The sequence below is a fragment of the Mesorhizobium sp. ORS 3428 genome (assembly GCF_001854785.1).
GTDB lineage: Bacteria > Pseudomonadota > Alphaproteobacteria > Rhizobiales > Rhizobiaceae > Mesorhizobium.
The window spans coordinates 1-24,998 of sequence record NZ_MDFL01000150.1 but is presented as its reverse complement, the minus strand read 5'-3'; the positions used below and the strand labels follow the sequence as shown (position 1 = coordinate 24,998).

Below are 24,998 nucleotides of genomic sequence, written 5' to 3'. Positions count from 1 at the left end.
CTACCAATTGCCTGGACAAATCCCGGAGGTATCGACGTGCCARCCGACATGACCAATCTTGTCATTCCCGACCTTGCCGGCAAGGCGGTGCTGGTCACCGGCGCTTCGACCGGGATCGGCGCCGCCCTCGCCCTCGCCTATGCCCGGCAGAAATGCCGTGTCGCCCTGCATTACAATTCGAGCCGGGAAGCCGCCGAAAAGCTCRCCCGGACCATCCGCGACGACGGTGGCGAGGTGTTTTTGACCCAAGGCGATTTTTCGCTTGCCGCCGATRTCGAGCGTGTTGTCGAGGAGAGCGCGAACCATTTCGGCCGGCTCGACGGGCTGGTCAACAATGCCGGCGGCATGCTCGGCCGCGTTGCCTATGCGGAGCAGACCGAGGCGCATTACGACGCGGTGATGGACCTCAACGCCCGCTCTGTGCTGACCGCCTCGCGCAAGGCGATCCCGTGGCTGAAGCGGCAGGGCGGCTTCATCATCAACACCACCTCGATCGCCGCCCGCAACGGCGCTGGCGGCGGGGCTGGCCTCTATGGCTCGGCAAAGGCCTTCGTCTCCAATGTGACGCGCGGCATGGCGAAAGAGCTGATCGGCTTCGRCATCCGCGTCAACGCGGTGGCGCCCGGCACCATCCTGACGCCATTCCATGAGCGCTATTCGAGCCCGGAGCAGATGAAGGCGATGGTTGCGACCATACCGCAGGGCCGCGCCGGAACGGCCGAGGATTGCGTCGGAGCCTATCTGTTCCTGTCTTCCGACAGTTTAAGCGGCTACATCATCGGCCAGGTGATCGAGGTCAACGGTGGCCAGTTGATGCCTTGAGCCGCGGACTGCATACTTGGGCGGCGTACAACCTGGAGGGAGAGGAAGGGCATGTACGGACTGATCGGCAAGATGCGGGCGGCGCGCGGACAGCGCGATGCGGTCATGGACGTGCTGCGCGAAAGCACCGCCGCCCTGCCCGGTTGCCTGAGCTACATCATCGCCACCGACCCGGTCGATGCCGACGCGATCTGGGTCACCGAAGTATGGACCGACCAGGCAAGCCACAAGGCCTCGCTGCAATTGCCGGAAGTGCAGGCCGCGATCGCCAAGGYGCGTCCTTTCATCGCTGGCTTCGAATTCCAGGTCGAGACCCATCCGGTCGGCGGCTTCGGCCTTTCCGTCCCCGAGAAGGATGGCTGACACCGAGACCGCGGCGAAATAGAACTTTCGGCGGGAAATGGGTTCGCATTTGCCCGCGCTCGGGCTAAGAGCCGGGTATGGACACCTCGCCGGAACATCAGCGCCCGGACCAACCACCCGTTGAGCGCATGGCGCGATTGCGCCTGCCGCAGCAGTGGCTGGTGCTGGTGGTGGTATCGCTGCTTCTTGCCGGCGCGCTGGAACTGGCCGCCCTGCCCGCGGCTCTGCTGATCGGCCCGATGCTGGCGGCGATCCTGGCCGGCACCAACGGCGCCACCGTGCGCGTGCCCCGCCCGCTGTTCGGCGCGGCCCAGGCCGTGGTCGGCTGCCTGGTGGCGAATTCGATCTCGGTGGACATCTTTCCGGTCTTCTATGCCGAATGGCCGCTCTTCCTCGTCGCGGTGATCGCCACCGTCGCCGCCTCCAGCCTGCTTGGCTGGCTGATCAGCCGCTGGCGCATCCTGCCCGGCACCACCGCCGTCTGGGGCTCCTCGCCGGGGGCCGCCACCGCCATGGTGCTGATGGCCGGCGCCTTCGGCGCCGATCAGCGCCTCGTCGCCTTCATGCAATATCTGCGCGTCATCTTCGTCTCGATGACGGCGGCGCTCGTCGCCAAAATGTGGGTCGACACGGCAGGCGTCAAAGTCCCGCCCATCGTCTGGTTTCCGCCGGTCGACCCGATAGCCTTCGCCGCCACCATCGGCATCGCAATCGTCGGCGGCTCGCTCGGAAAGCTGCTGYGGCTGCCCTCCCCCTTCTTCCTCGGCACCTTCATCTTCGGCGCTGTGGTTCATCTCGGCTTCGGCGTATCGATGCAATTGCCGCCCTGGTTGCTGGCGCTCAGCTACGCCATGGTAGGCTGGGCGATCGGGCTGAACTTCACCCGGCCGATCCTGCGCCATGCGGCGCGCGCCCTGCCGCAGATCGTCGCCTCGATCATGGCGCTGATCGCCTTTTGCGGYGGCCTCGCTTTCCTGATCAGCCGCCTGCTCGGCATCGACCCGCTGACCGCCTATCTCGCAACCAGCCCCGGTGGCATGGATAGCGTCGCCATCATTGCCGCCGCGGCGCGGAACGTCGAGATCTCCTTCGTCATGGCGCTGCAGTCGGCCCGTTTCCTCGTCGTGCTGCTCATTGGGCCAAGCGTCGCTAAGCTGGTGGCGCGCAACGTCAGGGACTGATCCGCGATATCCAATGCAAGGGGGGAAGCAAAGGAGATGCCCATGACCCGCCGTCTGAATGTCGTCGATCTCTCTGGCCGCGTCGCCGTCGTGACCGGCGGCGCGCAAGGCATCGGCCTTGCGGTCGCCCGGCGCCTGCTGTCGTCGGGCGCCAGCGTCGCCATCTGGGACATCGACCAGCCTGCGATGGAAAACGCTGTGAGGGATCTCGCGGTGTTGGGGCGGGTGGAGGCATTCATATGCGACCAGTCGCAGATCGAGGCCGTCGACCGYGCAGCCGCCGAGACCGAACGGACGATCGGCACTGTCGATCTACTCGTCAACAATGCCGGCATTGCCGGGCCAGCCGCCACCGTCGTGGACTACGATCCGRCCGCCTGGCGGCAGATCATCGACATCGACCTCAACGGCGTCTTCTACTGCTGCAGGCGCCTGGTGCCCGGTATGATCGGGCGCAACTACGGCCGCATCGTCAACGTCGCGTCCGTCGCCGGCAAAGAGGGCAATCCCAATGCCGCCGCCTATTCGGCGGCCAAGGCCGGCGTGCTGGCGCTGACCAAATCGCTCGGCAAGGAACTCGCCGGCCATGACATCGCCGTCAATGCGCTGACCCCCTCACCCGCCCGCACCCGCATCCTCGAGCAGCTCACCGAAGCCCAGGTGACCTACATGCTGGGCAAGGTACCGCGCGGCCGCTTCGTCGAAGTGGAGGAGGCGGCAGCCATGGTCGCCTTCATGCTGTCGGACGAGAATTCCTTCACCACCGGCGCTACCTTTGATCTGTCGGGCGGGCGTGCCACATACTGACATGCGCAAATTCAGAAACCTGAAGCGCATGAAGCCGATCTGAAAGATCGCGACGCGCTTTAGTCCAGCCGGTGCATAAGGTCGTCATCCAGCCAGCGGCCGAAGAAATAGACGAGCTGCTTGTGCCACCACGGCCAGTCGTGGCTGACGTCGCCGCCCCAATAGTCGACCCAGGCCGGGATCGACTTGTCGCGTAGCACCTGCTCCAGTTCACGCGTTTCGACCAGCATGCRCTCTTCCCAGGCGCCCTGCCCGCAGCAGAAGATCAGCCTCAGCGCCCTCAGCCGCCCGARCAGCCGCTGGTCGACGATCCCCGGCAGATAGTCGAGCGGCGAGTTGAAATAGATGCTGCCCTCCAGCGTCCGGCCGAAGAAGTCGCGCGTCGAATAGACGCCTGACAGCGAGATCACGCCGCTTGCCAGCTCAGGAAAGCGGAACACGAAATTCGACGAGTGATAGCCGCCCATCGAGCAGCCGCAGAAGAGCGGCTTCAGAGTGCGACCGCCATTGGCCTTGGCGGYGACCGCCTGGAGTTCCGGCAGCGCCTCCTCGCGCACATAGCGGAAATAGGCTTCGTGTCGGGCGACGCGGCTCGCGGGATCGCCCTGCTTGTCGAAGAAGGACTCCGAATCGATGCCGTCGAGCGTGAACAGCTGGATGCGGCCGGTATCGATGAAYTCGGTGAGCGCGCCGACGCCGCCCGAATCCTCGAACTGGTAGAAGCGTCCCTGCGAGGTCGGGAATACAACCACGGGCCGCCCGGCATGGCCGTAGCGCTTGTACTCCATGTCGCGGCCGAGATTGCGGGCGTGGGCCTTGTGATAGGAAACGTCCATCGCCCTCACGCCTTTTCCGCGTGGATATAGTCCACCGCCTGGCGCAGCGCCTTCTGGTCCTTCGAACGCATCTGGTAGGCGTAGTTGCCCATGGCGCGGCTGAAAACCTCTTCGATGGCCTGATGATGGACGATCTTGTCGCCGTGGGCGGCAAGCACGTCCTCATGGCTGTGCAAATAGTCGAGGTGCCGTTTGCGGCTGGCATAGGCGGTGAAGTATTTGCCCATGTAGGGGCCGCCGGTGGCGTCCTTCACCACCATGTCGGCCCATGCGCCATAAACGTCTATGTCGAATGTGTAGTTGATGGCGTCCGTCATCCAGGCGCCGGGCGGGCGCATGTTGACCTCGAGCGCAATGATGCGTTTGTCCTTGGTCTCGAACAGTTCGATGTGGAAGAAGCGCTCGCGCACGTCGAACGCCTGGAGGATTTTCTGGCCCGCCTCCTCGACCGCCGGCGTGATCTCGGGGAAGCACGTGTAGCTCATGTGGCGGTCGCGGTTGACCACTTCCATGACGCTCTGGTCGTAGCGGTGGCTGGCGGCGAGCACCACCTCGCCGTCACGGTTGACCAGCCCGTCATAGGTCACCACCAGCCCTTCGATGAACTGCTCCATGACGATGCTGACGCCCTCTGGCTTGTCCTTGAAAAACTGGTCGAGTTCCTTCGTGTTCGAGATCTTGAACGTGTTCGAGGCACCGGAGCCTGAATCTGGCTTGACCACCACCGGATAGYCGACCCGCCGGATGAAGGTCATGGCGCCGGCGCGGTCCGAGCATTTGCGCTGCGGAATGGTCTCGACGCCGCTCTTGCGGAAGAAAGCGCGCATGCGGCTCTTGYGCTTCAGATTCTTCACGAAATCGAGCTTGGTACCGAAGATGTTGAAGTCGGTGCGGATGTTGGCCTCGAGCTCCAGCCAATGCTCGTTCAAGGATTCGAAGCGGTCGATGCGGCCCCATTTGTGGATGAAGTGCCCCATCGCCCGGAACACCGAGTCATAGTTCTCCATGTCCGCGACGCGGTAATATTCCGAAAGCGCCGCCTTGAGCTGGCCGCTCAGCGTTTCATAGGGCGCGTCGCCGATGCCGAGCACGGTGGCGCCGGCCTTCCTCAGCCGGTCGCAGAAATCGGCGCCGTTGGCCGGAAAATGCGGCGAGAAGAACACGAAGTTCATGCGCGGCCYCCCCCTGGGATCAGATCCCTCCGAGGGAGAGTGTGGCGCATTTGCCTGGTGCGGGGAAGTGCCCGTGCCAAATGCATGTCGCCTAGAGCCGTCCGGCGGTTTTGGGAAAACGACATGCATGAAACCAAAGATTTAAAGCGCGCCGCTCGAATCGAGCTCGATGCGACGCGCTTCAAGTGCGACCTGACCGCACTTGCCTCCGGATTGCTGCTCCTGTAAGAGAGCCGCCATGACCACGCGCACCCGCTCCGTCGCTTCTCCTCGCCCCGGCTTCGCCGGCGAGACCGTGCGCGCGCTTGCTTCGACCCTGCTTCTTCTCGGCCTTATCGGCGATCGCCGGGTTCGCTGAAGGAGCGCCCGGCGGTCGATCGCGCCGCTCGAGGCGCATGCTCCTTGGCCAGATTGGCAAGTCACATCAAGCGAACGAAACTGTGGTAAAGGCGCCGCTCGGCACCGATCCGCCTGAGGGCGACCGTACGAGCCGCCGGGAGAGACGACGATGAATAGAAGAGAAGCAATCCGCGCCGGCGAGGCAGAAATGGGCGCGCAAGCGGCCGGGCACATGCCCGGCGCCGCCCGCAAATATCAATCCTACCCGACCGTCAACCTCGCCGATCGCACCTGRCCGTCCAAAGTCATCGAGAAGGCGCCGGCCTGGTGCTCGGTCGACTTGCGCGACGGCAACCAGGCGCTGATCGATCCGATGGGCCACGATCGCAAGGCGCGCATGTTCGCGCTGCTGCTCGACATGGGCTTCAAGGAGATCGAGATCGGCTTTCCGTCGGCCTCRCAGACGGATTTCGACTTCGCCCGCTGGTGCGTCGAGCAAGGCAACGTGCCGGATGACGTCGATCTGCAGGTGCTGGTGCAATGCCGGCCGGAGTTGATTACGCGGACTTTCGAAGCCCTGAAGGGGGCAAAGACCCCGATCGTTCATTTCTACAATTCGACCAGCGAGCTGCAGCGCCGCGTCGTCTTCGAGAAGGATGTCGCCGGCATCAAGCGGATCGCAACCGACGCCGCCAAGATGATTACCGACATGGCGGCCAAGGCCGGCGGCGRCTATCGCTTCGAATATTCGCCGGAGAGCTTCACCGGCACCGAGCTCGAGGTAGCGCTCGAGATCTGCAACGCCGTCACCGAGATCGTGAAGCCGACGGCGGACAACAAGCTGATCATCAACCTGCCCTCGACGGTCGAGATGTCGACACCCAACGTCTATGCCGACCGCATCGAGTGGATGTGCCGCAACCTCGACAACCGCGACAAGCTGATCATCTCGCTGCATCCGCACAATGACCGCGGCACAGGCATCGCTACCACCGAGCTCGGCCTGATGGCKGGTGCCGACCGCGTCGAGGGCACGCTGTTCGGCAATGGCGAGCGCACCGGCAATGTCGACATCGTGACGCTCGCGCTCAACATGTACACGCAAGGCATTGATCCCGAGCTGGACTGCTCCGACATCAACCGGATGAAGGACGTCTACGAATATTCGAACCAGCTGAAGATTCCGGAGCGTCACCCTTATGTCGGCGAACTGGTCTACACGGCCTTTTCCGGCTCGCACCAGGACGCCATCAACAAGGGCATCAAAGCGCTGCGCAAGGCCAACACGCCGCTCTGGGAAGTGCCCTACCTGCCGATCGACCCCGCCGATGTCGGCCGCACCTACGAGGCGATCATCCGCATCAACTCGCAGTCCGGCAAGGGCGGCATCGCCTATGTGCTGCAGGCCGACTACGGGCTCAACCTGCCGCGCAACCTGCAGATCGAGTTCAGCCAGGACATCCAGGCCATCACCGATGCCGAAGGCAAGGAAGTGCCGGCCAAGCGCATCCACGAGCGCTTCCTCGAAACCTATGTCGACCAGCCTGGCGCCAGGCTGAAGTTCCTCGACCATCGCACCTATCCCGACACCGAGGTGAAGGGACGGCGCATGGTGGAGGCGGAGATCCTCGACAACGGCAAGGAAGTGACCATCACCGGCTCCGGCACCGGCCCGATCGACGGCTTCGTCGATGCGCTGTCGCGTCATGTCGGGGTCGACATGTCGGTGCTCGACTATTCCGAACATTCCTTGCAGCGCGGCTCGAATGCCTCGGCCATCTCCTATGTCGAGATGGAATATCCGGGCGGCAAGCTGTTCGGCGCCGGGATAAACACCAACATCGTCGCCGCCTCGTTGGAGGCTGTAGTTTCGGCCGCCAACCGCATCCTCGGCCGCAAGGCCGGCTGATTGTTCGAGCCTTGAAGGGTGCCGCGTTCGCCGGAACGCGGCACGTTTCGTGACAGGCGCAGCGGCTTCCAAATTCATTAACCGGTAGGGAAATTTCCGGTGGCTTACGCGATCGCATAATAGAAGGTTTCTTGTGCGACGGCGCCGGCGCTATATGATCGCGCCCTAACCTGTGCCGACTTTGAAGGGTTCGACACTTGGAGCCTGCCACGCCTGCCGCCCCCGCAGTGCGCGAGACATTGGAGCGACTGCTTGCCAGCGAAACGTTCGGACGTTCCGAGCGTGCCCGCAGGCTGTTACGCTATCTCGTCGAGCGCGAGCAGGCCGGTGAGGCCGACAGGCTGAAGGGCCTTTCCATCGCCATGGACGTCTTCGGCAAGGATCGCGATTTCGATCCTTCGACCGATGCCGTGGTGCGCGTCCAGGCTGGACGGTTGCGCGAGCTCTTGCAGCATTATTTCGACAATGAGGGCATTGCCGAGCCGGTGCGCATCGCCATCCCGCGCGGCGGCTATGTCCCTTCCTATGAATTGAACGAGATCCAGCTGCCCACCAAGGCCAAGCCTGCCGATACTGGTCAGGGCGCCTCGCCACCGGCCGAGCATGTCGAGCCCCCCGCACCCGCCGATGCCGCGCCTGCTGAAGCCACACTGCCGACGGCGACACCGACATCCGCCTCATCGCTGGCGCGCCAATTGCGCTTCTTCTGGGCTGCCATGGTGCTGGTCATCGCCATGCTGGGAGTCCTTGTCGCGCGCCAAGGCGATGCCTTTCAGCACGGTGACGACGCAGCCGCGCCGGTCGAGACGGCGAGCCGTGCAACAGACAGCATCGCTTCACCGGTGTTCGACGGGCTGCCTCTGATCTACATCGCCACCAAGGCCGACGGACCAGACGCCGCCCGTGTCGCGGCATCGCTGCGCGCGGGCCTTGCCGGCTTCGACACTATTGACTTCATCGGACGCGACGCAAACGCCACGCGCGACGCTTCGGCTGATCCGGTCAGCTTCGTTTTCGATGTTGTTCCTGGACCTGGCGCTGGTGACGTCACGGTCGAATTGCAGAGCATTGCAACAGGACGCGTTCTCTTGTCGCGCAATCTCACTCCGGCCGAAAGCGCGCCTTCGGCGATCGAAAGCAACATTGCGGGCCTCTTGACATCGGCGATCCCGGCTTCCGGCGCCATTTACAATTACATCGACCAGAGCGGAATCCAGACCAGCCAGATCGAATGCCTGGTGCTCAACGACCGCTACTATCTCGACCAGAGCCCCAAGACCTACGAGGCGGCTTATCGCTGTCTGGAGAAGCTGGTCGGCGAGAGCACCAAATCATCGCTCATCTACTCGGAACTTGCCTCGCTCCATCTGGAAGCCGTCACCAATCATTACGCCTATCCACCCGGCGCGTCGATCGAACAGGCCATGTCGTTYGCCCACCGCGCCATTCAGATGGGGCCGATGAGCCCGCACGCGCATCGCGCCTATGGCTACCTCAACAGCCGCTTGGGCAATACGGAGGAAGCGATCCGCTGGATGCGCAAGGCCTACGAACTGAACCCCTACGATCTCGGCATGGCCGCCGCCTATGGCTACGGCCTGATCTTCGCCGGCAAATATCAGGAAGGGACGCCGATCCTGGCCCACGCCGTCGAGACCTTCAGCGGCCACCCGACATGGTGGGATTACGGCCTCTTTGTCGGAGCATTCATGCAGGGCGACATGAGGAGGGCCRCGATCGCCAGCGAATCACTACGGACAACGGCAAACAAGTCGCACTATCTGGCCGCGCGCCTGATCGGCGCCAAGGTTTCCGGYCGCGACAAGCTGGCGGGCAAGCTGGCCAACGAGCTTACGGTCGAATTCCCGAAATTCGCCGCCGATCCGCGCGCGGCCTTCGTCGACAGGAAGTATCCCGCCGATCTCACCGACCGGCTGGTGCAGTCCTTGCGCTCTGCCGGAATCGGTAACCCGAGTTGAGGCCGTCCGTTCCTCTGCCACGTCTGCCGACGACGGGTTCGAGCCTCGACCGCCCGGATGCCGCCCAAATAGCACGAGGACGACCGAAAAATATTAGAGTATGCTTGCGTAACTTGGTTCGGCGCTGATCGCCCCGGTCGCGAAAATTTTACTGGCTATCCATCCGCCCCGGGAGCAATGCAGCCGCCATTGGAATAACCATTCGTTTTACTTCGCAGCCGACAAATTTCATGGTCCCGTCCCTTTATGTCGCCGAAAGCGGCGCCGGCTCGAAGACGATCGTCTTGCTGCACGGCTTCGGCAGCTGCCATGAGATATGGCGCGACGTGATTTCCGCATTGCTGCCGGGTGTTAGGGTGCTGGCCTACGACCTGCCGGGCCATGGAAGCTCATTGGAATGCGACGGAAATGGCGGCGCCAAGCAGGCATCGCGCGTCATCCTCGCCGATCTGGCCGCCCGCCGACTGGGCAAGGTTCACCTCGTTGGCCATTCTATGGGCGGCGCGATCGCAACATTGATGTCGCTCGCCGCTCCCGAAAGGGTGGCCTCGCTGACCTTGCTGGCGCCGGGCGGCTTCGGTCCCGAGATCAACGGTCCGCTGCTGCGCCGCTATGCGGCCGCGGCCGACAGGACCGAGATCAGCGCCTGTCTTGCCGCGATGTCCGGACCGCGAGCCGTACCGCCACCCCATGTGGTGGACGCGCTTTTCCGCATGCGCGGCGCGCCGCGCCAGCTGCAATCGCTTGTCGAGGCGGCAGCCGTGATGACGACGGGCGACCGGCAAGGGGTGATCCCCCGCGAGCAGCYCGACACCCTCAAAATGCCGGTGTTGGTGGCTTGGGGGACGGACGACCCTGTCCTGCCTGTCGGCCAGGCCGAGGCCCTGCCGGCGCATTTCCACCTGCATCACGTGCTGCAAGCCGGCCACATGCTGGTCGAGGAGGCGCCGGACCTGGTTGCTGAGATCGTGCGCCGCAACACGCGGCGCCGCGGCAGGCCCCGCCCACAGGCATTGAGCGCGGCAGCTGGCTGACCGGCACCATCCAGAGTGCATTTTGCCGGCGACTGTGTTAACTCGCTGTTTACCAACAGCGAGGCAGTCGCCATGCAGGACTCAGGCGAGAAAATCACCCCGATCGAGCCGTCGCGAAAGCTGGCGGATGCCATCCGCGACGTCAAGAATGCCTTCGCCGACCGCGACGACGTGGTGGTCGACATGCGTGAGGCGCACCGCATGCGGCTCGAGCTTCTGGCCAGCGAACTGGCGCCCGTCTTCGCCGATGTGCCGACGGACATCGACAGCTTCGACTTTGCCGTCTCGTCCGGCCTGCAGCCGCGGATGTGGATCGATGCCGTGAGCCACGTCGCCATGGGACGCGATCGCCGCACCTACCGGTTCCTGAAGGACACGCGCATCGGCCGCGTGGTGCTGGCCGAATCGACCGACATGAAACCCGTCGCCGATGCCGTGACGCGCTATGTGGCCGAGCGTGTCGTGGAGCGCCAGCGGATGATGGAAGGCGCAGTCGAGAGCGCGGCGCCCGGCCTGCATCGCGCGGCGGTCCAGGAAGCCGAGCCGCCGCTGCGATCCGAGGCTCGGCGAAACGGCTGGACGACTTTCTTCGCCGGCCTTGGCCTGATCGCCGCCGGCGCGCTGGTGGGTTTGGCCGTGTCGCTGGTGCTGTTCTGGGACCGTATCGTCCAGATGAAGATCAGCTTCTGACGAGTTCGCGAACCACAGGCATATCGGCGCCAAGCTCGATCACCTGAAGATCCGATGGCGGCAGCGYAGGACCGGTCAGGCCGCGCCTGGTCAGGCGGATTTGCCAGCTGTCCTTCGCRCCGCTGATGTCGAAGAGGTTGTACTGCGCCGCCGGGTGCTTGGTGCCCGGCGCCTGACCGGCGGCAGCCACGCCGACCACCGGCACTCTTGCGCCGCGCGAACCGATGGTGAACAGCGACGGCAGGTGCGAGTGGCCGTGCAGGACAAGCTCGGCGCCATGCCGGCGGATGACCTTGTTGAAGCGCGCGATGCCGAACAGCCGCTTGTGCTGCGCGACCGCGCCGCGCACCGGCGGATGATGGATCATGATGGCGCGGAACAGCCCTTGCTTTGCGGTGGCCTCGAGGACTTCGCCGAGCCGCTCCCCCTGCCCTTCCATGAAGAAGCCGTTGGCCATGAAGGGCGCGGTGGCCCGCGCAGTCGTGACGCCGATCAGCGCGACGCTGCCGCGCACCCGCAAATAGGGAAAGGAATTGCGGTCGACCGGGCTGTTGACGCCGTCGCCGGTCATCCAGGCGGCCCATGACCTGCAGACCTTGTCGAAGGCGCCCGGCACGTAGGCATCGTGATTGCCCGGCACGACGGACACGTCGTCAGGAGAGCCGAGCGTTTCCAGCCAGTGCTTCGCCATCTCGATCTCGCCATCGAGCGCCAGGTTGACGAGGTCGCCGGTGACGGCAAGGTGGTCGGGCGCGCTCGCCTTGATATCGGYGATGATTGAGTCGATGACGGCATCGTGCATGTGYCGGCGGCGGTTGCGCTGCCAGTTGACGTAACCCAGCACGCGCTTGGACGCGAGATCGCGATAGGTTACATCGGGCAGCGGCCCCAGATGGACATCGGAGATATGCGCGAGCCTGAACATGGTCCCTTCTTAAGCGACGCGATCGGGGCTTTCTACTCACCGTTTGCTGTTCGCCTGCGGATTGTTGGATGACCGACGCGGCCGAAGAGGCGTTCCGCCAGACCGGCTGRCCGGGGCTGAGGGCAAGGCTGTTCCACCTCTATTTCCTGCTGCGGCGCCCAATGACGCTCGGCGTACGCGGCCTTGTCTATGATCGCGCCTCCAACTCCGTCTTCCTCATCCGCCACACCTATGTCCCGGGCTGGCAACTGCCAGGCGGCGGCGTCGAGATCGGCGAAACGATGCTGGAGGCGTTGGCCCGTGAACTGGCCGAGGAGGGCAACATCAGGATGACCGCCCAGCCGGTGCTGAAATCGATGCATTTCAACCGCCGCGCCAGCCGCCGCGACCATGTCGGCCTCTATCTGGTCGAGGCCTTCAGCCAGACGGCGCCGAAGCTGCCGGACCGCGAGATCGCCGAGGCGGGATTCTTCGCGCTCGGCTGCCTGCCGCAGGAGACGACACCGGCGACGCGGCGACGGATAGCAGAGGTTTTTGGCGGCCAGCCTGTATCGGCATATTGGTAGGCTTGCTTTCTCCTTTGCAGAAACTCTATGCTCTACTTCAGGCGATCGTGGAATTGGGGGGATACAGTGAGCAACCGCGATGAGCCTTCCGTAAGCGTCTGGCCTTATGTTGGGTATTATACTTTGACGATGTTGGCTTTGACGATCGCACTAGGCATCTTGGTGATTGYCATCCCGACGCTTTCAAAGGAATTCGGCAAAGCCGCCGGATTCGCCATAAGCTTCGGATCAGCAAACGTTGCGCTATACAAGTTCATAAGAAGAAACGGACGATTGTTCAATCGCGGGGAATATTGGACAATAGTTCTTCTCTCAACCTGGCAGCCTTTTTGATTTCGGCACCACTGGATTGGTTAGCCATCGTTTGGGAAGCGAAACAGCACGACCTGAGCAGCGTTCCTCTGGCCGTGTGGACTGGAAGCGTTCTGTTCGCCTTCCTGCTGACTTTTGGCTTGAATGCTGCCTGGTATTCAAGCCGATTTGGGGAAACTGTGYTGAAAGCCGAGCTCGCCAGACGAGCCCGGGCCGACACCGAGACCTTCCGTTAGATCAGTTCAAGCCGCCTTTCTGAACCTGCCGCGATCGTGCGGCGCGGCATAGTCGAGCTCCGGCCCCACCGGGATGATCCCCGTCGGATTGATCGATTGGTGGCTGCCGTAATAATGCGCCTTGATGTGCTGGAGGTTCACCGTCCCTGACACGCCGGGCACCTGGTAGAGGTCGCGCAGATAGTTCGACAGGTTCGGATAATCGGCGATGCGGCGCAGATTGCATTTGAAATGGCCGACATAGACCGGATCGAAGCGCACCAGCGTGGTGAACAGCCGCCAGTCGGCCTCGGTTATGCGCTCGCCGACCAGATAGCGCTGCCTCGACAGCCGCTCTTCCACCGTGTCGAGCGCCGAGAACAGCTCGCCGAATGCCTCCTCATAGGCCTCCTGGGTGGTGGCGAAGCCGGTGCGATAGACGCCGTTGTTGATCGCCGGATAGACGAGCGCGTTGATCTTGTCGATCTCCGGACGCAGTGCCTTCGGATAGAAGTCGAGGCTCGCATCGCCCCATTCGTCGAAAGCGGAATTGAGCATCCGGATGATTTCGGAGGACTCGTTGTTGACGATGGTTTCCTCTTGTCTGTCCCACAACACAGGCACCGATGCCCGGCCCKAATAGGCGGGATCGGCCTTGGCATAGATCTGGTGCAGGTAGTCGAGGCCRTAGAGTGTGTCGCCGGTGGCGCCGTCCTCAGCTTTGAAGGTCCATCCATTCTCGCCCATGAAACGGTGYACCACCGAGACGGAGATGATGCCTTCCAGCCTCTTCAAGGCGCGGAAGATCAGCGTCCGATGCGCCCATGGGCAGGCCAGCGACACGTAAAGGTGATAGCGGCCGGGCTCCGCCTTGAAGGCGCGCTTGCCGGCTTCCGCCGGCGTGCCGTCGCGCGTCACCCAGTCGCGCCATTGTGCCTCCGCACGCACAAACCTGCCGCTGCTGTCGGCAACCGTCGGCCGGTTCTGCCATTTGCCTTCGATCAGCAGTCCCATGCGAAAATCTCCTGCAATTCTCAAACAGATTTAGGTGCGCGGCTGAAATATCGAAGCCCTGAGGCGCTGAACAGTTCGTCAAACGACGAACCAGATCGTCAAGCGACGGAAAGAAAAGGGCAGAAGCGCCGATTGCAGCCGCACAAATTTGATGCTAGCGGAGGCGCCCATGTTCGACTTTGCCTCGATCCGGTTCGACCGACGACGAAAGGGTGCCCGCGCTTGATGAAGCGCTGACTGGCGAATGCTGCCGCATGCAGCAAACCTTTCCTCGCATACCGGAACGCAAAGACCATGAGCCTTGCCGACGTGAAATATCTGCCGGAAAACCCGGCGCATGATCCTGAAATCGAAGCCATCAACGACGAAGCCTTCGGGCCGGGCCGCTTCGTGCTTGCCGCCTACAAGATCCGCGAGGCCGGTGGACATGACCGCTCGATGTCCTTTGTCGCGGTGAAGGACGATAGCGTGATTGCATCCGTACGCATGACGCGCGTTGCGGCCGGCAGCGGGCGCGCCATGATGCTCGGACCGCTCGCCGTGCGGCCCGCCTTCAAGAATCTCGGCATCGGCCGCCGGCTGGTTGCGATCGCGCTCGAAGCCGCGGCCAAGGCTGGCGCGCCGGCCGTCATGCTGGTCGGCGACGAGCCCTATTACGGGCCGCTCGGCTTCAAGCGCTTCCCGCGCGGCCAGATCACCATGCCGCGCCCGGTCGACCTCGACCGGCTGCTCCATCACGAGATCAAGTCCGGCTCGGTGGCGCGGTTCGTCGGCGAGGTCTGCCATGCGGACACGGCCCGGCTGCCCGAATAGCTACCGCCCATGACCTGGCCCGCCGGGCAATCGTGCAGCGTTCGATCCCGTCAATCGGTGCTTCGATCGACCCCCCGTTAATCGACACCTCAATCAGGTTGCGCCTTCCGGGCGGGCTTCGTAGCATGATCCGAAATCATGGGAGGACGCCTTCATGAACCCGATCGGACAGGTCGCGATCGTCACCGGCGGAGGTTCCGGGCTTGGCGAAGCAACGGCGCGCGTCCTTGCCGCCAGGGGAGCCAAGGTGGCGATACTCGATGTCGGCATCGAGCGCGCCGCGAAGGTGGCTGCYGACATCCGGGGCATCGCCCTTCAGTGCGACGTCAGCAGCGGTGAAAGCGGCACAGCCGCGATTGCGGAAGTCGCCGAAAAACTCGGCGAACCGCGCATCCTCGTCAACTGCGCCGGCATCGCCATTGGCGTGAAGACGGTCGGCAAGGACGGTCCGCACCCGCTCGACCAGTACCGCAAGGTGATCGAGATCAACCTGATCGGCACCTTCAACATGATCCGCCTCGTCGCCGACCGAGCCGCCAGGCTCGACCCGCTCGAAGGCGGCGAGCGCGGCGTCATTGTCAATACCGCCTCGGTCGCCGCCTATGACGGCCAGATCGGCCAGGCTGCCTATTCGGCGTCCAAGGGCGGCGTCGTCGGCATGACGCTGCCGGTGGCGCGCGACCTCGCCCGCTCAGGCATTCGCGTCTGCACCATAGCCCCGGGTATCTTCAAGACGCCGATGATGGCCGGCATGCCGCAGGAGGTTCAGGATTCGCTCGGCGCCTCGGTGCCCTTCCCGCCGCGCCTCGGCGAGCCTTCCGAATATGCAGCGCTTGCGCTCCACATCATCGAGAACCAGATGCTGAACGGCGAGACCATCCGCCTCGACGGCGCGATCCGCATGGCGCCGAAATAGCAGGGAATGGACGCACCGCCGACAGGCGCCGACGCTACCGCCGGCAAAACAGGGCCGCTGGCCGGCCTCAAAGTGATCGAGATGGCCGGCCTCGGCCCGGTGCCGCTCGCCGCCCTGATGCTCTCGGAAATGGGCGCCGAGGTGCTGCGCATCGAGCGGGCTGACGCTCAAAAGCCGCTCCCATCCTTGCCGGAAGCCTACGACCTCGATCGCCACGGCCGCTCCATCCTCAAGCTCGACCTGAAACGCCCGGAAGGCGCGGAACTTCTGCTGCGCCTCGCGGGCAAGGYCGACGTCCTCATAGAAGGCTTTCGCCCCGGCGTCATGGAACGGCTGGGCCTAGGGCCCGATATCGTGCTCGATCGCAATCCGGCACTGGTCTATGGCCGACTGACGGGCTTCGGCCAGGATGGTCCGCTGGCGCGCCGCGCTGGCCATGACATCACCTATCTCGCTTATGCCGGCCTGCTGCATGCGGTCGGCAGGCAAGGAGCGCCGCCCGTGCCGCCGCTCAATCTCGTTGCCGACCAGGGCGGCGGCGCCATGATGCTGATCGCCGGCGTGCTGGCCGCCCTCTTCCAGCGTTCGCGTACCGGTAAGGGCCAGGTGATCGACGCGGCGATGGTCGAGGGCGCATCCATGCTCGCCGCACCGATCCACGCCTTCATGGCGGCAGGACTTTGGAGCGACAGCCGCGGCGAGAACCTGCTCGATTCCGGGGCGCCCTTCTACGACACCTATGAGACCGCGGACGGCCGGTACGTCRCCATCGGCTGCCTCGAGCCCGGCTTTTTCGCCGAGTTCGCTGAACTCCTGCCGCTCGACCAGCGTTTTGTCCATAGCCAGTATGACAGGACGTTGTGGCCTCAGATGCGCACCGCCATCGCAGGCAGGATCAGAGAGAAGACGCGCGACGAATGGGTCGACGTCTTTGGCTCGACCGACGCCTGCGTCGCTCCCGTCCTGTCCCTGACCGAAGCAAAGGACCACCCGCAAAGCCGCGCCCGGCGGAGCTTCGTAAGATCCGGCAAGCTTCAGCGCCCGGCGCCGGCGCCGCGCTTCTCGCACGCTTCGCCGACGTCAGCCTCGCCGCCGGCCTTCACCGACCGTGAGCCACAACGCGTGCTGGCACGCTTCGGTGTCGGCGAAAGTGAAATCGAAGCCCTTGTCAGGTCCGGCTTGTTTGGCCAATAAACCGGAGAATAGAAATCAACTTATCGCGGTGAACGCTTTGACGGAAACCAGGAAGGATGTCATCCGCGAGACTGATGCCAAGGCCATCAGGCTGGCGAAGACGCTGATCCGCTCGGCCAGCTTCGCCGCGCTGGCGGTAATCGAGCCTGGCAACGGCGCGCCGCTGGCAAGCCGGGTCGGCGTCGCGACCGACATCGACGGCGCGCCGCTGATCCTCATCTCGATGCTTTCGGCGCATACCGGCGCGCTTCTTGCCGACCCGCGCTGCTCGCTGCTGGTTGGCGAACCCGGCAAGGGCGATCCGCTGGCGCATCCGCGCATCGCGCTTGCGTGTCGGGCGCTGCGGCTGGAGCGCGGTTCCGCCGATCACGTTCGCGCCGAACGGCGCTACCTCAACCGCAACCCCAAAGCGAGGCTCTATGCCGGGCTCGGCGACTTCTCGATATTCCGCCTCGAGCCTGAGCGTGCCAGCCTGAATGGCGGCTTCGGCAAGGCCTATCTTCTGGAGCGCGCCGACTTAATCACCAGCGGCCCGGTCGCCGAGGAACTCGCGGCCAGCGAGCAGTCGGCGTTGGACCACATGAATGCCGATCATCGCGATGCGCTTTGCCTCTATGCGCGCCATTTCGGCCGGGCCGAAGGCGACGRCTGGATGGTCACAGGGTTCGACGCCGACGGCATGGATCTGGCTTCTTCGGATTCCACGTGCAGGGTCTTCTTCCCCCAGCCTCTCGCCGCGGCCAGTCAGTTGCGCCCGGTCCTGGTCGAGATGGCAAAGACCGGGCGCGCCGCCGGCCAGGCACAGTAGCGAAAGTTTAATCATCCTAGATCGAAAGCACCGCTTGAGATTTGGATGAAATGATCTACCCTTCGTTACGGCGCTGATTCAACGGCGCTTCCTGACCTCAACATTTTGGAATTCAGCCTCCATTGCCCCCATGGCGGCTGGACGAGCCGGAAACCATGGGGGATCTATGATCTCGAACAAGCTAGTCGCYAATGCCGAATCGGCTGCTGCGTTTCTGACGCTCATGGGCAATGAAAAACGGCTGCTGATCGTAAGCCATCTGATCGACGGCGAAATGTCGGTCGGTGCCATCGCCGAGAAAGTCCAGCTGAGCCAGTCCGCTCTGTCGCAGCATCTGGCCAAGCTTAGGGCGCTCGACCTCGTCGATACGCGTCGCGACCGCCAGATGATTTACTATTCCTGCAAGTCCGACGCGGTGCGTGAGCTGCTTCGCATGCTGGAAGGCATTTTCGGCGACGGYGACCTGTCCCAGATGGCCTACAGAATGCGACGCGCCGGGACTTGACCCTCGCGATCCAAAGTTCCTTACCTCGCTGACGATTTTGCCGGCGAGACTTGCATGAACCTCATCCGCATAGACGATTCGCAGGATCCGCGTGTCGCCGCCTATCTCGATATCCGCGAGCGCGACCTCGTCGGCCGCCACGGGCGCTTCGTCGCGGAAGGCAAGGTGGTGCTGGATTTGTTGTTGTCGGCAGGACGCTTCACTGCTGAGTCAGCGCTCATTCTCGAAAACAGGTTGGCGGGCCTGGAAGACGTCTTGCGCAAGGCGCCCGCGGACTTCCCGGTCTATGTCGCCAAGGGCGAGGTCGTGGACCGGATCGCCGGTTTCCACATGCACCGCGGCATATTGGCGATTGGCGTTCGCGGCGCCCCTAGGCGCGCGGAGGCCCTGCTCGACGCCTTGCCCGCAAGYGCGTTGGTGGTTGTTCTGGTGGGCATATCCAACCACGACAACATGGGTTCGATCTTCCGCAATGCGGCCGCATTCGGCGCGGACGCCGTACTTCTCGATCCCACTTGCTGCGATCCGCTCTATCGCAAGGCGATCCGCGTTTCCGTCGGCGCCGCGCTGAAGGTCCCCTTCGCGTCCTTCGGTGACACTGTGCGCTTGATTGCCACGCTCGACCGAATGGGCTTCGGCCAATTCGCACTCTCGCCGCGTGGCGAGAGTGACATTCGCGCCGCGCAAAGGCGTTCGCGGCTGGCGCTCTATCTCGGCACCGAAGGCGAAGGCCTGCCTGCAGCCCTGCTCAACCGGCTGCGGACAGTGAGGATCGGGATGGCGGAGGGCTTCGACAGCCTCAACGTCGCCGCCGCTTCGGCCATCGCCCTGCATCACTTTTCGAACCGATAGAGCAATTCCAAGACGATGCCACACGCCCATCAGGCGCGTCGCTTGGGCAGCCCCGGCACCCGGCTCAGTTGGTTGTGTTGGCCTTCTGCAGGGCCCTTACGCGGTCGGCGAGGCTGATGCCGCGCTCGCCGGCGCCTTGTCGGCCGTCGACAGGGGCTGCCAAGGCCTTGGCAATCGGCGAATCCGGTCCGTCCAGCTTCAGCGTCAGATTGACGACCTCGGCCGCCAGCTCGTTGATCTGCTCGCGAAGCGCAGCACTGGCGCGGCGCGCATCGGCTGCCTGTTCGGGCTTTGCCGTTTCGAACCCGGCAAGATTGGTCTTCAGCCGCTTGTTCTCACGCGCGAGCGCCGTCAGCCTCGCCTCCAGCCGCTGCCGATCGCCCTCGAGCCTGGCGATGGCCTTGTCGACGCCTTGAACCTCGCCGGCCTGGCGCGCTCCACCATTTGCCGCGAGACCCTGCTTTGTTTGTTCGCGCATGCGGGCAAGCTCCCTCTCGCGCCGGTCGATTTTTTCCTCGCGGTCGGCAAGTGTAGCAAGCAGCCGCTCGACCTTCTTGTCCAACTCGGCTACCCGCTTCTTTTCGGCCTTGAGCGCGTCTCTGGCCGCTTTGCCTTCCGCGGCGATTTCCTGGGTGCGCCGGTCCGCTTCCTTGCGCTGGCTGCGCAGCACCGCAATGTCATTGGCGAGCTTGTCCAGTTCCGATTCGCGGGCCACGAGCTCGATCTGGCGGTTGCTGGAAGCGAAACTGGCGTCGTCATACATCTGCTCCAGCTTTTGCAGATCGAGCGCGCGCTGTTCCAGGGTCCGCTCCGCCTGCGCCAGCTTTTCCGATAGGTTACGCAATTCTTCCTCGCGCTGCTTGAGCTCTGCATTCTTGGCCTGCAGATCGGAAAGCGCCTGGTTCTTGTCCTTCGTCTCGACCGCCATTCCTTTCAGCGCCTCACGGCCCCGGCCGATCTCGACCAATTGCTCGGCCGCCTTCTCCTTGAGGCTCTTGATATTCATCTCGAGCCGGCGCGTGGTCATTGCGTATTCGGCGCGGACCCGATCCTTTTCAGCCTGGATCTCGGCTGGCGTCAGCGGCATCGACGCCTCGATGCGTCTGCGCGTCAGGACAACGGCCCGCCGCCAGACGGCCGGCGCGATCAGCGATACCAGAAAGACGGCGCAGAGGAAGCCGAGTGCGAAGAACAGGATCGACTGGACCAAGGTGGACTATCCGATATGCGAGGGCAGCGACCGCCAATGCCCCACTGTGCCACCTTGGCATGGCGGAAATCCAGCGCCGCGGCAAGAGCATGCCGCGGCGCGCTAAGGCTTATCCGAGCGGCTGTGGCAATCCTGTCCCGTCAGAACGGATTCCAGGTCGGTCGTTCCGTAAGCTTCAGATAGCCGAGATTGACGCCGAGCCGGGCGCCGACGCCGGTRCGGATCGGAACGATAAGGACCCTGTTGCTCTGCAGAACATTGAAGCCGACACCCGCCACGACATAGGCGGAGCCGGCGACGCCGCCGAAGCGGTTGTAGAGGCTGCTGATGTCGTCGAGATTGTAGACGAGCATCATCACGCGCGACCCCTCGCCGCCGAAATCCCAGCCGAGCGATGGGCCCTGCCAGAACACCTTATGGTCGCCGGCGTTCTTGGTGTAGAGCGTGCCCTCGCCATAGGTCAGGCCGCCGATCAGCGCGCCGGATCCCTCCTCGCCGAGCAGATAGCCGTTGGGGAGGCCGTAGGACGCAAAGATCTTTTCGACCACGGTGGCGAGACCGCCCGACGTCGCGCCGAAGAACTTGTGGCCGGAATCGACGATCTCCTGCGCGGTATATTCCTGGGCTCGCGTTGCCRATGTTGAGAAGATGACAGCACCCATGAGGGCGATCGTCACGGTGAGGACGCGGACGAATGTCCGGTCGTAGAATCGGGAAAACATGCTTCCAAATCTCCGTCAGGGAGCACTTTCGCCGACGCCTCGTACCCCTTACGGCTCTTGGCGGCCGTTTCGAGATGACTATCACAGGCAAACTATGCCGTAATCCTTTTTCAACCATTAAGCTGGCGCACGAAGATGGCGGTTCGAAGGCTGACAGGGCCTTGTTTCGCCTGGTTTTCCCCGCGTCAGCGCATCATTTTTCGGCGCCCGCAATTGCGGATTTGTTGATGCTTGGGCGGGCGCTGTGTATTCAGGGGGCCTTGGAAGGAGCGTGATTCGCGTGGCGGCGCGAATTCGCTGCTCGGCCATGAACATGTGAACTAGCAGGGATTTCTCCGATGGCTGAGCTCTTCGCCCTCTCCGCCCCCGATCTGGCTGCGCTTTTGTGCAGCCGCGTATGCCATGACATCATTTCGCCGGTCGGCGCCATAAACAACGGCCTCGAACTGCTCGACGAGGGCGGCGCCGACGAAGACGCCATGAAACTGATTCGCCAGAGCGCCAGGAATGCCTCGGCGCGCCTGCAGTTTGCCCGCATCGCCTTCGGTGCCGCCGGCTCGGCCGGCATGATGATCGACACCGGCGACGCCGAGGCCGTGGCCATCGCCTTCCTGAAGAACGAGAAGCCGGAATTGGTCTGGAACGGAGCCCGCGCGCTGCTGCCCAAGAACAAGGTCAAGCTGCTRCTCAATCTCATTCTCGTCGCCAATGCGGCGATACCGCGCGGCGRCAAGCTGGTGGTCACGCTGGAGAACCTCGAGACCGAGCCGCGCTTTTCGCTGTCGGCCAGCGGCCCGATGCTGCGCGTCCCGCCGAAATTCCTCGAGCTGCATTCCGGCAACAAGCCTGAGGAACCGATCGACGCCCACTCGGTCCAGCCTTATTACACGCTGCTTTTGGCGCGCGAAGCCAACATGACGATCTCGATCCACGCGACCGCGGAAGAGATCGTGCTGTCGGCAGCCTGAAGCAACGACCAAGAACGGCCAAGTATTAACTTCAAATACTATTGCTGCGTTCGACGCGGGCGAAGYAACGCTCGCAATTGACGTTGTATTGGGTCGGCGGCGAAAACCGCGATCCGCCTCTTTGGAAAAACTTTACCTAACGGCTTTTCGGCTTCTTTACCGGCTTGCTCTAGGATGCCCCTGTTACCGGAGATTGCCGGATCGGCAGATGGCAAAGAGGACCCGGAAATGAAGCGCTGCCTGTTCGTGGACGATTCCAGCGTCATCAGGAAGGTCGCAAAGCGTATCCTAGGCGGCTCGGACATCGTGGTCATCGAAGCCGGAACCGGGCTTGATGCTCTGGACATCTGCGCCACCGACATGCCGGACGTTGTCGTGGTGGACGGCGGGCTGGCGGACATRCAGGCCGCGGATCTCATTCGTCGCATCCGCGGCATGGAAGGCGCGGTCAAGCCGCAGATCCTTGTATCGCTGATCGAAGTCGATGTCGGCGCGATCATGCGTGCGAAACGGGCCGGCGCCCAGGGCTATCTTCTCAAGCCCTTCAATCGCGCACAATTGCTCGAAAGCTTCCGTGTCCTGAAGATCGCCGCCTGATCCCGCGGGCGGCAGCTTCGCGCGCATGAAAAAACCCGGCCGGAGCCGGGTTTTTGTTTGATTGCTTTGRCCGACTTTTGATCAGGCGCTGACGCGGATGTCTTCCGGCTCACGCAGCACATAGCCGCGACCCCATACGGTCTCGATGTAGTTCTGGCCTCCGGACGCCGCGTCGAGCTTCTTGCGCAGCTTGCAGATGAAGACGTCGATGATCTTCAGTTCCGGCTCGTCCATGCCGCCATAGAGGTGGTTGAGGAACATTTCCTTGGTGAGCGTCGTGCCCTTGCGCAGCGAGAGCAGCTCCAGCATCTGGTATTCCTTGCCGGTCAGGTGCACGCGCTGGCCGCCGACCTCGACGGTCTTGGCGTCGAGGTTGACCACCAGATCGCCCGTGGTGATGACCGACTGGGCATGGCCCTTGGAGCGGCGGACGATGGCGTGGATGYGCGCCACCAGCTCGTCCTTGTGGAAGGGCTTGGTCATGTAGTCGTCGGCGCCGAAACCGAGGCCCCGCACCTTGTCCTCGATGCCGGCCATGCCGGAGAGGATCAGGATCGGCGTCTTGACCTTGGAAAGGCGAAGCGTGCGCAGTACTTCGTAGCCCGACATGTCGGGAAGATTGAGATCGAGAAGGATGATGTCGTAGTCGTATAGCTTGCCGAGATCGACCCCTTCTTCGCCGAGATCGGTCGTATAAACGTTGAAGCTTTCCGATTTCAGCATCAGCTCGATGCTTTGTGCGGTTGCACTGTCGTCTTCAATCAGCAGAACACGCATTTCATTCCCCTTTTCTGCTGCCGGACCATTTCACGACCCGTCCGGGACCGGAGCAGTGATTGCCTGAACAGAAGGTGCCACCGACTGGTTAACAAATCCTAATTTCGTGTCGGTCACGATATCAGATTTTTTAACCCCTTTCTACACCTACTTGAATCTAATAACGAATCAGACACCCAAGCCGCTCATGTACCACTTTAATAAGTCAGCGTAAGTGACTCTAGGGACTCGCAGGCCCGCTTTCCGCCACAGCCGGAATTTTTACCCGGCCTTAAGTCCTCGCCCGTATGATTAACAATGCCCGTAAACGAATGGTTACCGCCGGCAAAAATCTTTAGGGCTTTGTTTCCTATAGCCTTGGGAAAGCCGGGGGAAACGGGTGACGCTAGGGCCTTTCGAGGCTGATGGGACGATATGCAGGTGTGCGTTTCCGGGAGTACCGAGTCATGAAGTCACGTGAAAACCTCGTTCGGCTGAAGCAGTTTCAGGTGAATGAGAAGCGGCGCCAGCTGTTGCAGCTGGACATGATGATCGCCGAGTTCGAACGCATGGCCGTCGAGTTGGAGGCCCAGATCGTCGCCGAAGAGAAAAAGGCCGGCATCACCGACATCAACCATTTTGCCTATCCGACCTTCGCCAAGGCGGCGCGCCTGCGCCGCGACAATCTCAGGAACTCGCAAAGCGACCTCGCCCAGCAGCGAACCATGGCCGAATCATTACTCGGCGAAGCTGAAGCGGAGCTTTCCAAGGCGGAGATGCTGGAATCGCGTGACAGCAAGGTCCGCGACGCGGAAACGGGTGGCCGCAGCGCCATGATCGGCTGAGCCGGAGCCCGCTTCGCGGCGACCGCTGCACACTCACCGGTTTCGCCCYTGAACCCTCGCCCTTGAACCGCGCCAGGAGAAATCCTGYCGCCCCGCTTCAAGGCGTCACTGCYATATCGTCCCGATGATCCGCCGATGYCCTCGCACGGGCATCCTTGATGTCGGGCGMATGCTCCTCCGCCCAGGACCGGATCTGGCTGAGCAGCTCCGCCAGGTTCCGGCCGAGATCCGTCAGCTCATATTCGACCCGCGGCGGAATGACCGGATAGACCTCGCGCCGGACAAGGCCGTCGCGCTCCAGCACGCGCAGCGTCTGCGTCAGCATTTTCGGTGTGATGCCTTCCAGCTTGCGCGCCAGCTCGCCATTGCGCATCCGGCCGCGCTTCAAAGCGCAAACGGTCAGGTAGACCCATTTGCTGGCCAGCATCTCGAGCACGGTATGCGAAGGGCAGGTGCGCCGGAACGCATCATAGCCTAACGGAGCGTCATCACTATCCATGAGGTGCCTATATATCGATAAGGTGCATACTGGACAATGGAATATTACTATCCAGATGATAGCGGCATACGAACCAAGAAGGAGGCCTTTATGCGTGCCGTTATCCAGAACACCGTCGGTGGACCCGACGTCCTATTCGTCGACGAGCG

27 protein-coding genes are annotated in these 24,998 nt (G+C 63.1%); 19 read left to right on the top strand and 8 right to left on the bottom strand.

Annotated elements, in window-relative coordinates:
• Positions 1-48: 48 nt before the first annotated feature.
• The 4 genes from ORS3428_RS25455 (at position 49) to ORS3428_RS25440 (ending at position 3,173) form a co-directional block, all read left to right on the top strand.
• Positions 49-822 (top strand): SDR family NAD(P)-dependent oxidoreductase, encoded by a 774-nt coding sequence (locus ORS3428_RS25455; protein WP_071101046.1) that lies wholly within the window; start codon positions 49-51, stop codon positions 820-822.
• A gap of 51 nt (positions 823-873) precedes the next feature.
• Entirely contained in the window at positions 874-1,185 is a 312-nt protein-coding gene (locus ORS3428_RS25450; RefSeq protein ID WP_071101045.1) for a putative quinol monooxygenase, read from the top strand.
• Between the two features lie 77 nt (positions 1,186-1,262).
• Positions 1,263-2,366: an AbrB family transcriptional regulator gene (locus ORS3428_RS25445; RefSeq protein WP_071101044.1), complete on the top strand. Its 1,104-nt coding sequence runs from the start codon at positions 1,263-1,265 to the stop codon at positions 2,364-2,366.
• Positions 2,367-2,420: 54 nt separating this feature from the next.
• Positions 2,421-3,173 carry an SDR family NAD(P)-dependent oxidoreductase gene (locus ORS3428_RS25440; RefSeq protein WP_071101059.1) on the top strand — a complete coding sequence of 251 codons (753 nt, stop codon included), beginning with the start codon at positions 2,421-2,423 and terminating at the stop codon, positions 3,171-3,173.
• A 59-nt stretch (positions 3,174-3,232) separates the two neighbouring features.
• Here the strand turns inward: ORS3428_RS25440 and ORS3428_RS25435 are convergent, their stop codons facing one another.
• Positions 3,233-4,009 (bottom strand): esterase family protein, encoded by a 777-nt coding sequence (locus ORS3428_RS25435; RefSeq protein WP_071101043.1) that lies wholly within the window; start codon positions 4,007-4,009, stop codon positions 3,233-3,235.
• Positions 4,010-4,014: 5 nt separating this feature from the next.
• Positions 4,015-5,181 carry an ATP-grasp domain-containing protein gene (locus ORS3428_RS25430; RefSeq protein ID WP_071101042.1) on the bottom strand — a complete coding sequence of 389 codons (1,167 nt, stop codon included), beginning with the start codon at positions 5,179-5,181 and terminating at the stop codon, positions 4,015-4,017.
• A 508-nt stretch (positions 5,182-5,689) separates the two neighbouring features.
• Here ORS3428_RS25430 and leuA point away from each other — a divergent pair.
• The 4 genes from leuA (at position 5,690) to ORS3428_RS25410 (ending at position 11,132) form a co-directional block, all read left to right on the top strand.
• A complete protein-coding gene (gene leuA, locus ORS3428_RS25425; RefSeq protein ID WP_083355286.1) occupies positions 5,690-7,429 on the top strand; it encodes a 2-isopropylmalate synthase in 1,740 nt (579 codons plus the stop codon).
• 197 nt (positions 7,430-7,626) lie between these two features.
• Positions 7,627-9,408: a tetratricopeptide repeat protein gene (locus tag ORS3428_RS25420; RefSeq protein WP_071101041.1), complete on the top strand. Its 1,782-nt coding sequence runs from the start codon at positions 7,627-7,629 to the stop codon at positions 9,406-9,408.
• A 230-nt stretch (positions 9,409-9,638) separates the two neighbouring features.
• Positions 9,639-10,442 (top strand): alpha/beta fold hydrolase, encoded by an 804-nt coding sequence (locus ORS3428_RS25415; protein WP_071101040.1) that lies wholly within the window; start codon positions 9,639-9,641, stop codon positions 10,440-10,442.
• Between the two features lie 72 nt (positions 10,443-10,514).
• The gene (locus tag ORS3428_RS25410; RefSeq protein ID WP_071101057.1) at positions 10,515-11,132 is read left to right on the top strand and encodes a hypothetical protein; all 618 of its coding nucleotides are present in this window, start codon (positions 10,515-10,517) and stop codon (positions 11,130-11,132) included.
• On the opposite strand, the gene ORS3428_RS25405 is transcribed toward ORS3428_RS25410, so the two are convergent.
• Complete coding sequence (locus ORS3428_RS25405; protein WP_071101039.1) at positions 11,122-12,057, bottom strand: metallophosphoesterase family protein; 936 nt, start codon at positions 12,055-12,057, stop codon at positions 11,122-11,124. The genes ORS3428_RS25410 and ORS3428_RS25405 overlap by 11 nt on opposite strands.
• Positions 12,058-12,125: 68 nt before the next feature.
• Between ORS3428_RS25405 and ORS3428_RS25400 the strand changes: the two genes are divergently transcribed.
• Positions 12,126-12,623: an NUDIX domain-containing protein gene (locus ORS3428_RS25400; protein WP_071101038.1), complete on the top strand. Its 498-nt coding sequence runs from the start codon at positions 12,126-12,128 to the stop codon at positions 12,621-12,623.
• Between the two features lie 27 nt (positions 12,624-12,650).
• Positions 12,651-12,956, top strand: coding sequence for an ABZJ_00895 family protein (locus ORS3428_RS34480; protein WP_443136879.1), 306 nt, complete (start codon positions 12,651-12,653; stop codon positions 12,954-12,956).
• A 221-nt stretch (positions 12,957-13,177) separates the two neighbouring features.
• Here the strand turns inward: ORS3428_RS34480 and ORS3428_RS25395 are convergent, their stop codons facing one another.
• Positions 13,178-14,164, bottom strand: coding sequence for a glutathione S-transferase family protein (locus tag ORS3428_RS25395; RefSeq protein ID WP_071101037.1), 987 nt, complete (start codon positions 14,162-14,164; stop codon positions 13,178-13,180).
• 294 nt (positions 14,165-14,458) lie between these two features.
• Here ORS3428_RS25395 and ORS3428_RS25390 point away from each other — a divergent pair, with 294 nt between their 5' ends.
• The 6 genes from ORS3428_RS25390 to ORS3428_RS25365 all read left to right on the top strand — a co-directional run bounded on the left by ORS3428_RS25390 (position 14,459) and on the right by ORS3428_RS25365 (position 19,252).
• Positions 14,459-14,977: a GNAT family N-acetyltransferase gene (locus ORS3428_RS25390; RefSeq protein ID WP_071101036.1), complete on the top strand. Its 519-nt coding sequence runs from the start codon at positions 14,459-14,461 to the stop codon at positions 14,975-14,977.
• 154 nt (positions 14,978-15,131) lie between these two features.
• Positions 15,132-15,893, top strand: a complete 762-nt coding sequence (locus ORS3428_RS25385; RefSeq protein WP_071101035.1) for a 3-hydroxyacyl-CoA dehydrogenase — start codon at positions 15,132-15,134, stop codon at positions 15,891-15,893.
• 6 nt (positions 15,894-15,899) lie between these two features.
• Positions 15,900-17,087 carry a CaiB/BaiF CoA transferase family protein gene (locus ORS3428_RS25380; RefSeq protein WP_071101034.1) on the top strand — a complete coding sequence of 396 codons (1,188 nt, stop codon included), beginning with the start codon at positions 15,900-15,902 and terminating at the stop codon, positions 17,085-17,087.
• Between the two features lie 37 nt (positions 17,088-17,124).
• The gene (locus tag ORS3428_RS25375) at positions 17,125-17,895 is read left to right on the top strand and encodes a HugZ family pyridoxamine 5'-phosphate oxidase (protein ID WP_071101056.1); all 771 of its coding nucleotides are present in this window, start codon (positions 17,125-17,127) and stop codon (positions 17,893-17,895) included.
• Between the two features lie 166 nt (positions 17,896-18,061).
• Positions 18,062-18,400: an ArsR/SmtB family transcription factor gene (locus tag ORS3428_RS25370; protein WP_071101033.1), complete on the top strand. Its 339-nt coding sequence runs from the start codon at positions 18,062-18,064 to the stop codon at positions 18,398-18,400.
• 54 nt (positions 18,401-18,454) lie between these two features.
• Positions 18,455-19,252, top strand: a complete 798-nt coding sequence (locus tag ORS3428_RS25365) for a TrmH family RNA methyltransferase (protein ID WP_071101032.1) — start codon at positions 18,455-18,457, stop codon at positions 19,250-19,252.
• A 64-nt stretch (positions 19,253-19,316) separates the two neighbouring features.
• On the opposite strand, the gene ORS3428_RS25360 is transcribed toward ORS3428_RS25365, so the two are convergent.
• A complete protein-coding gene (locus ORS3428_RS25360; RefSeq protein ID WP_071101031.1) occupies positions 19,317-20,462 on the bottom strand; it encodes a hypothetical protein in 1,146 nt (381 codons plus the stop codon).
• Positions 20,463-20,602: 140 nt separating this feature from the next.
• Positions 20,603-21,124: a DUF1134 domain-containing protein gene (locus ORS3428_RS25355; protein WP_244508094.1), complete on the bottom strand. Its 522-nt coding sequence runs from the start codon at positions 21,122-21,124 to the stop codon at positions 20,603-20,605.
• A gap of 398 nt (positions 21,125-21,522) precedes the next feature.
• Here ORS3428_RS25355 and chpT point away from each other — a divergent pair, with 398 nt between their 5' ends.
• Together chpT and ORS3428_RS25345 are read left to right on the top strand one after the other, a co-directional pair.
• Positions 21,523-22,152: a histidine phosphotransferase ChpT gene (gene chpT, locus ORS3428_RS25350; protein ID WP_071101029.1), complete on the top strand. Its 630-nt coding sequence runs from the start codon at positions 21,523-21,525 to the stop codon at positions 22,150-22,152.
• A 228-nt stretch (positions 22,153-22,380) separates the two neighbouring features.
• Positions 22,381-22,749 (top strand): response regulator, encoded by a 369-nt coding sequence (locus tag ORS3428_RS25345; protein ID WP_071101028.1) that lies wholly within the window; start codon positions 22,381-22,383, stop codon positions 22,747-22,749.
• Between the two features lie 81 nt (positions 22,750-22,830).
• On the opposite strand, the gene ctrA is transcribed toward ORS3428_RS25345, so the two are convergent.
• The gene (gene ctrA, locus ORS3428_RS25340) at positions 22,831-23,526 is read right to left on the bottom strand and encodes a response regulator transcription factor CtrA (protein WP_071101027.1); all 696 of its coding nucleotides are present in this window, start codon (positions 23,524-23,526) and stop codon (positions 22,831-22,833) included.
• A 446-nt stretch (positions 23,527-23,972) separates the two neighbouring features.
• On the opposite strand from ctrA, the gene ORS3428_RS25335 reads away from it, so the two are divergent.
• Positions 23,973-24,350, top strand: coding sequence for a flagellar export protein FliJ (locus ORS3428_RS25335; protein ID WP_071101026.1), 378 nt, complete (start codon positions 23,973-23,975; stop codon positions 24,348-24,350).
• A 97-nt stretch (positions 24,351-24,447) separates the two neighbouring features.
• On the opposite strand, the gene ORS3428_RS25330 is transcribed toward ORS3428_RS25335, so the two are convergent.
• Complete coding sequence (locus tag ORS3428_RS25330) at positions 24,448-24,849, bottom strand: winged helix-turn-helix transcriptional regulator (protein WP_071101025.1); 402 nt, start codon at positions 24,847-24,849, stop codon at positions 24,448-24,450.
• Positions 24,850-24,998: the final 149 nt, after the last annotated feature.

Bases quoted from the DNA above. Each gene is read 5' to 3' on its own strand.
- ORS3428_RS25410 (WP_071101057.1), top strand. From the start codon at position 10,515: ATGCAGGACTCAGGCGAGAAAATCACCCCGATCGAGCCGTCGCGAAAG.
- ORS3428_RS25390 (WP_071101036.1), top strand. From the start codon at position 14,459: ATGAGCCTTGCCGACGTGAAATATCTGCCGGAAAACCCGGCGCATGAT.
- ORS3428_RS25335 (WP_071101026.1), top strand. From the start codon at position 23,973: ATGAAGTCACGTGAAAACCTCGTTCGGCTGAAGCAGTTTCAGGTGAAT.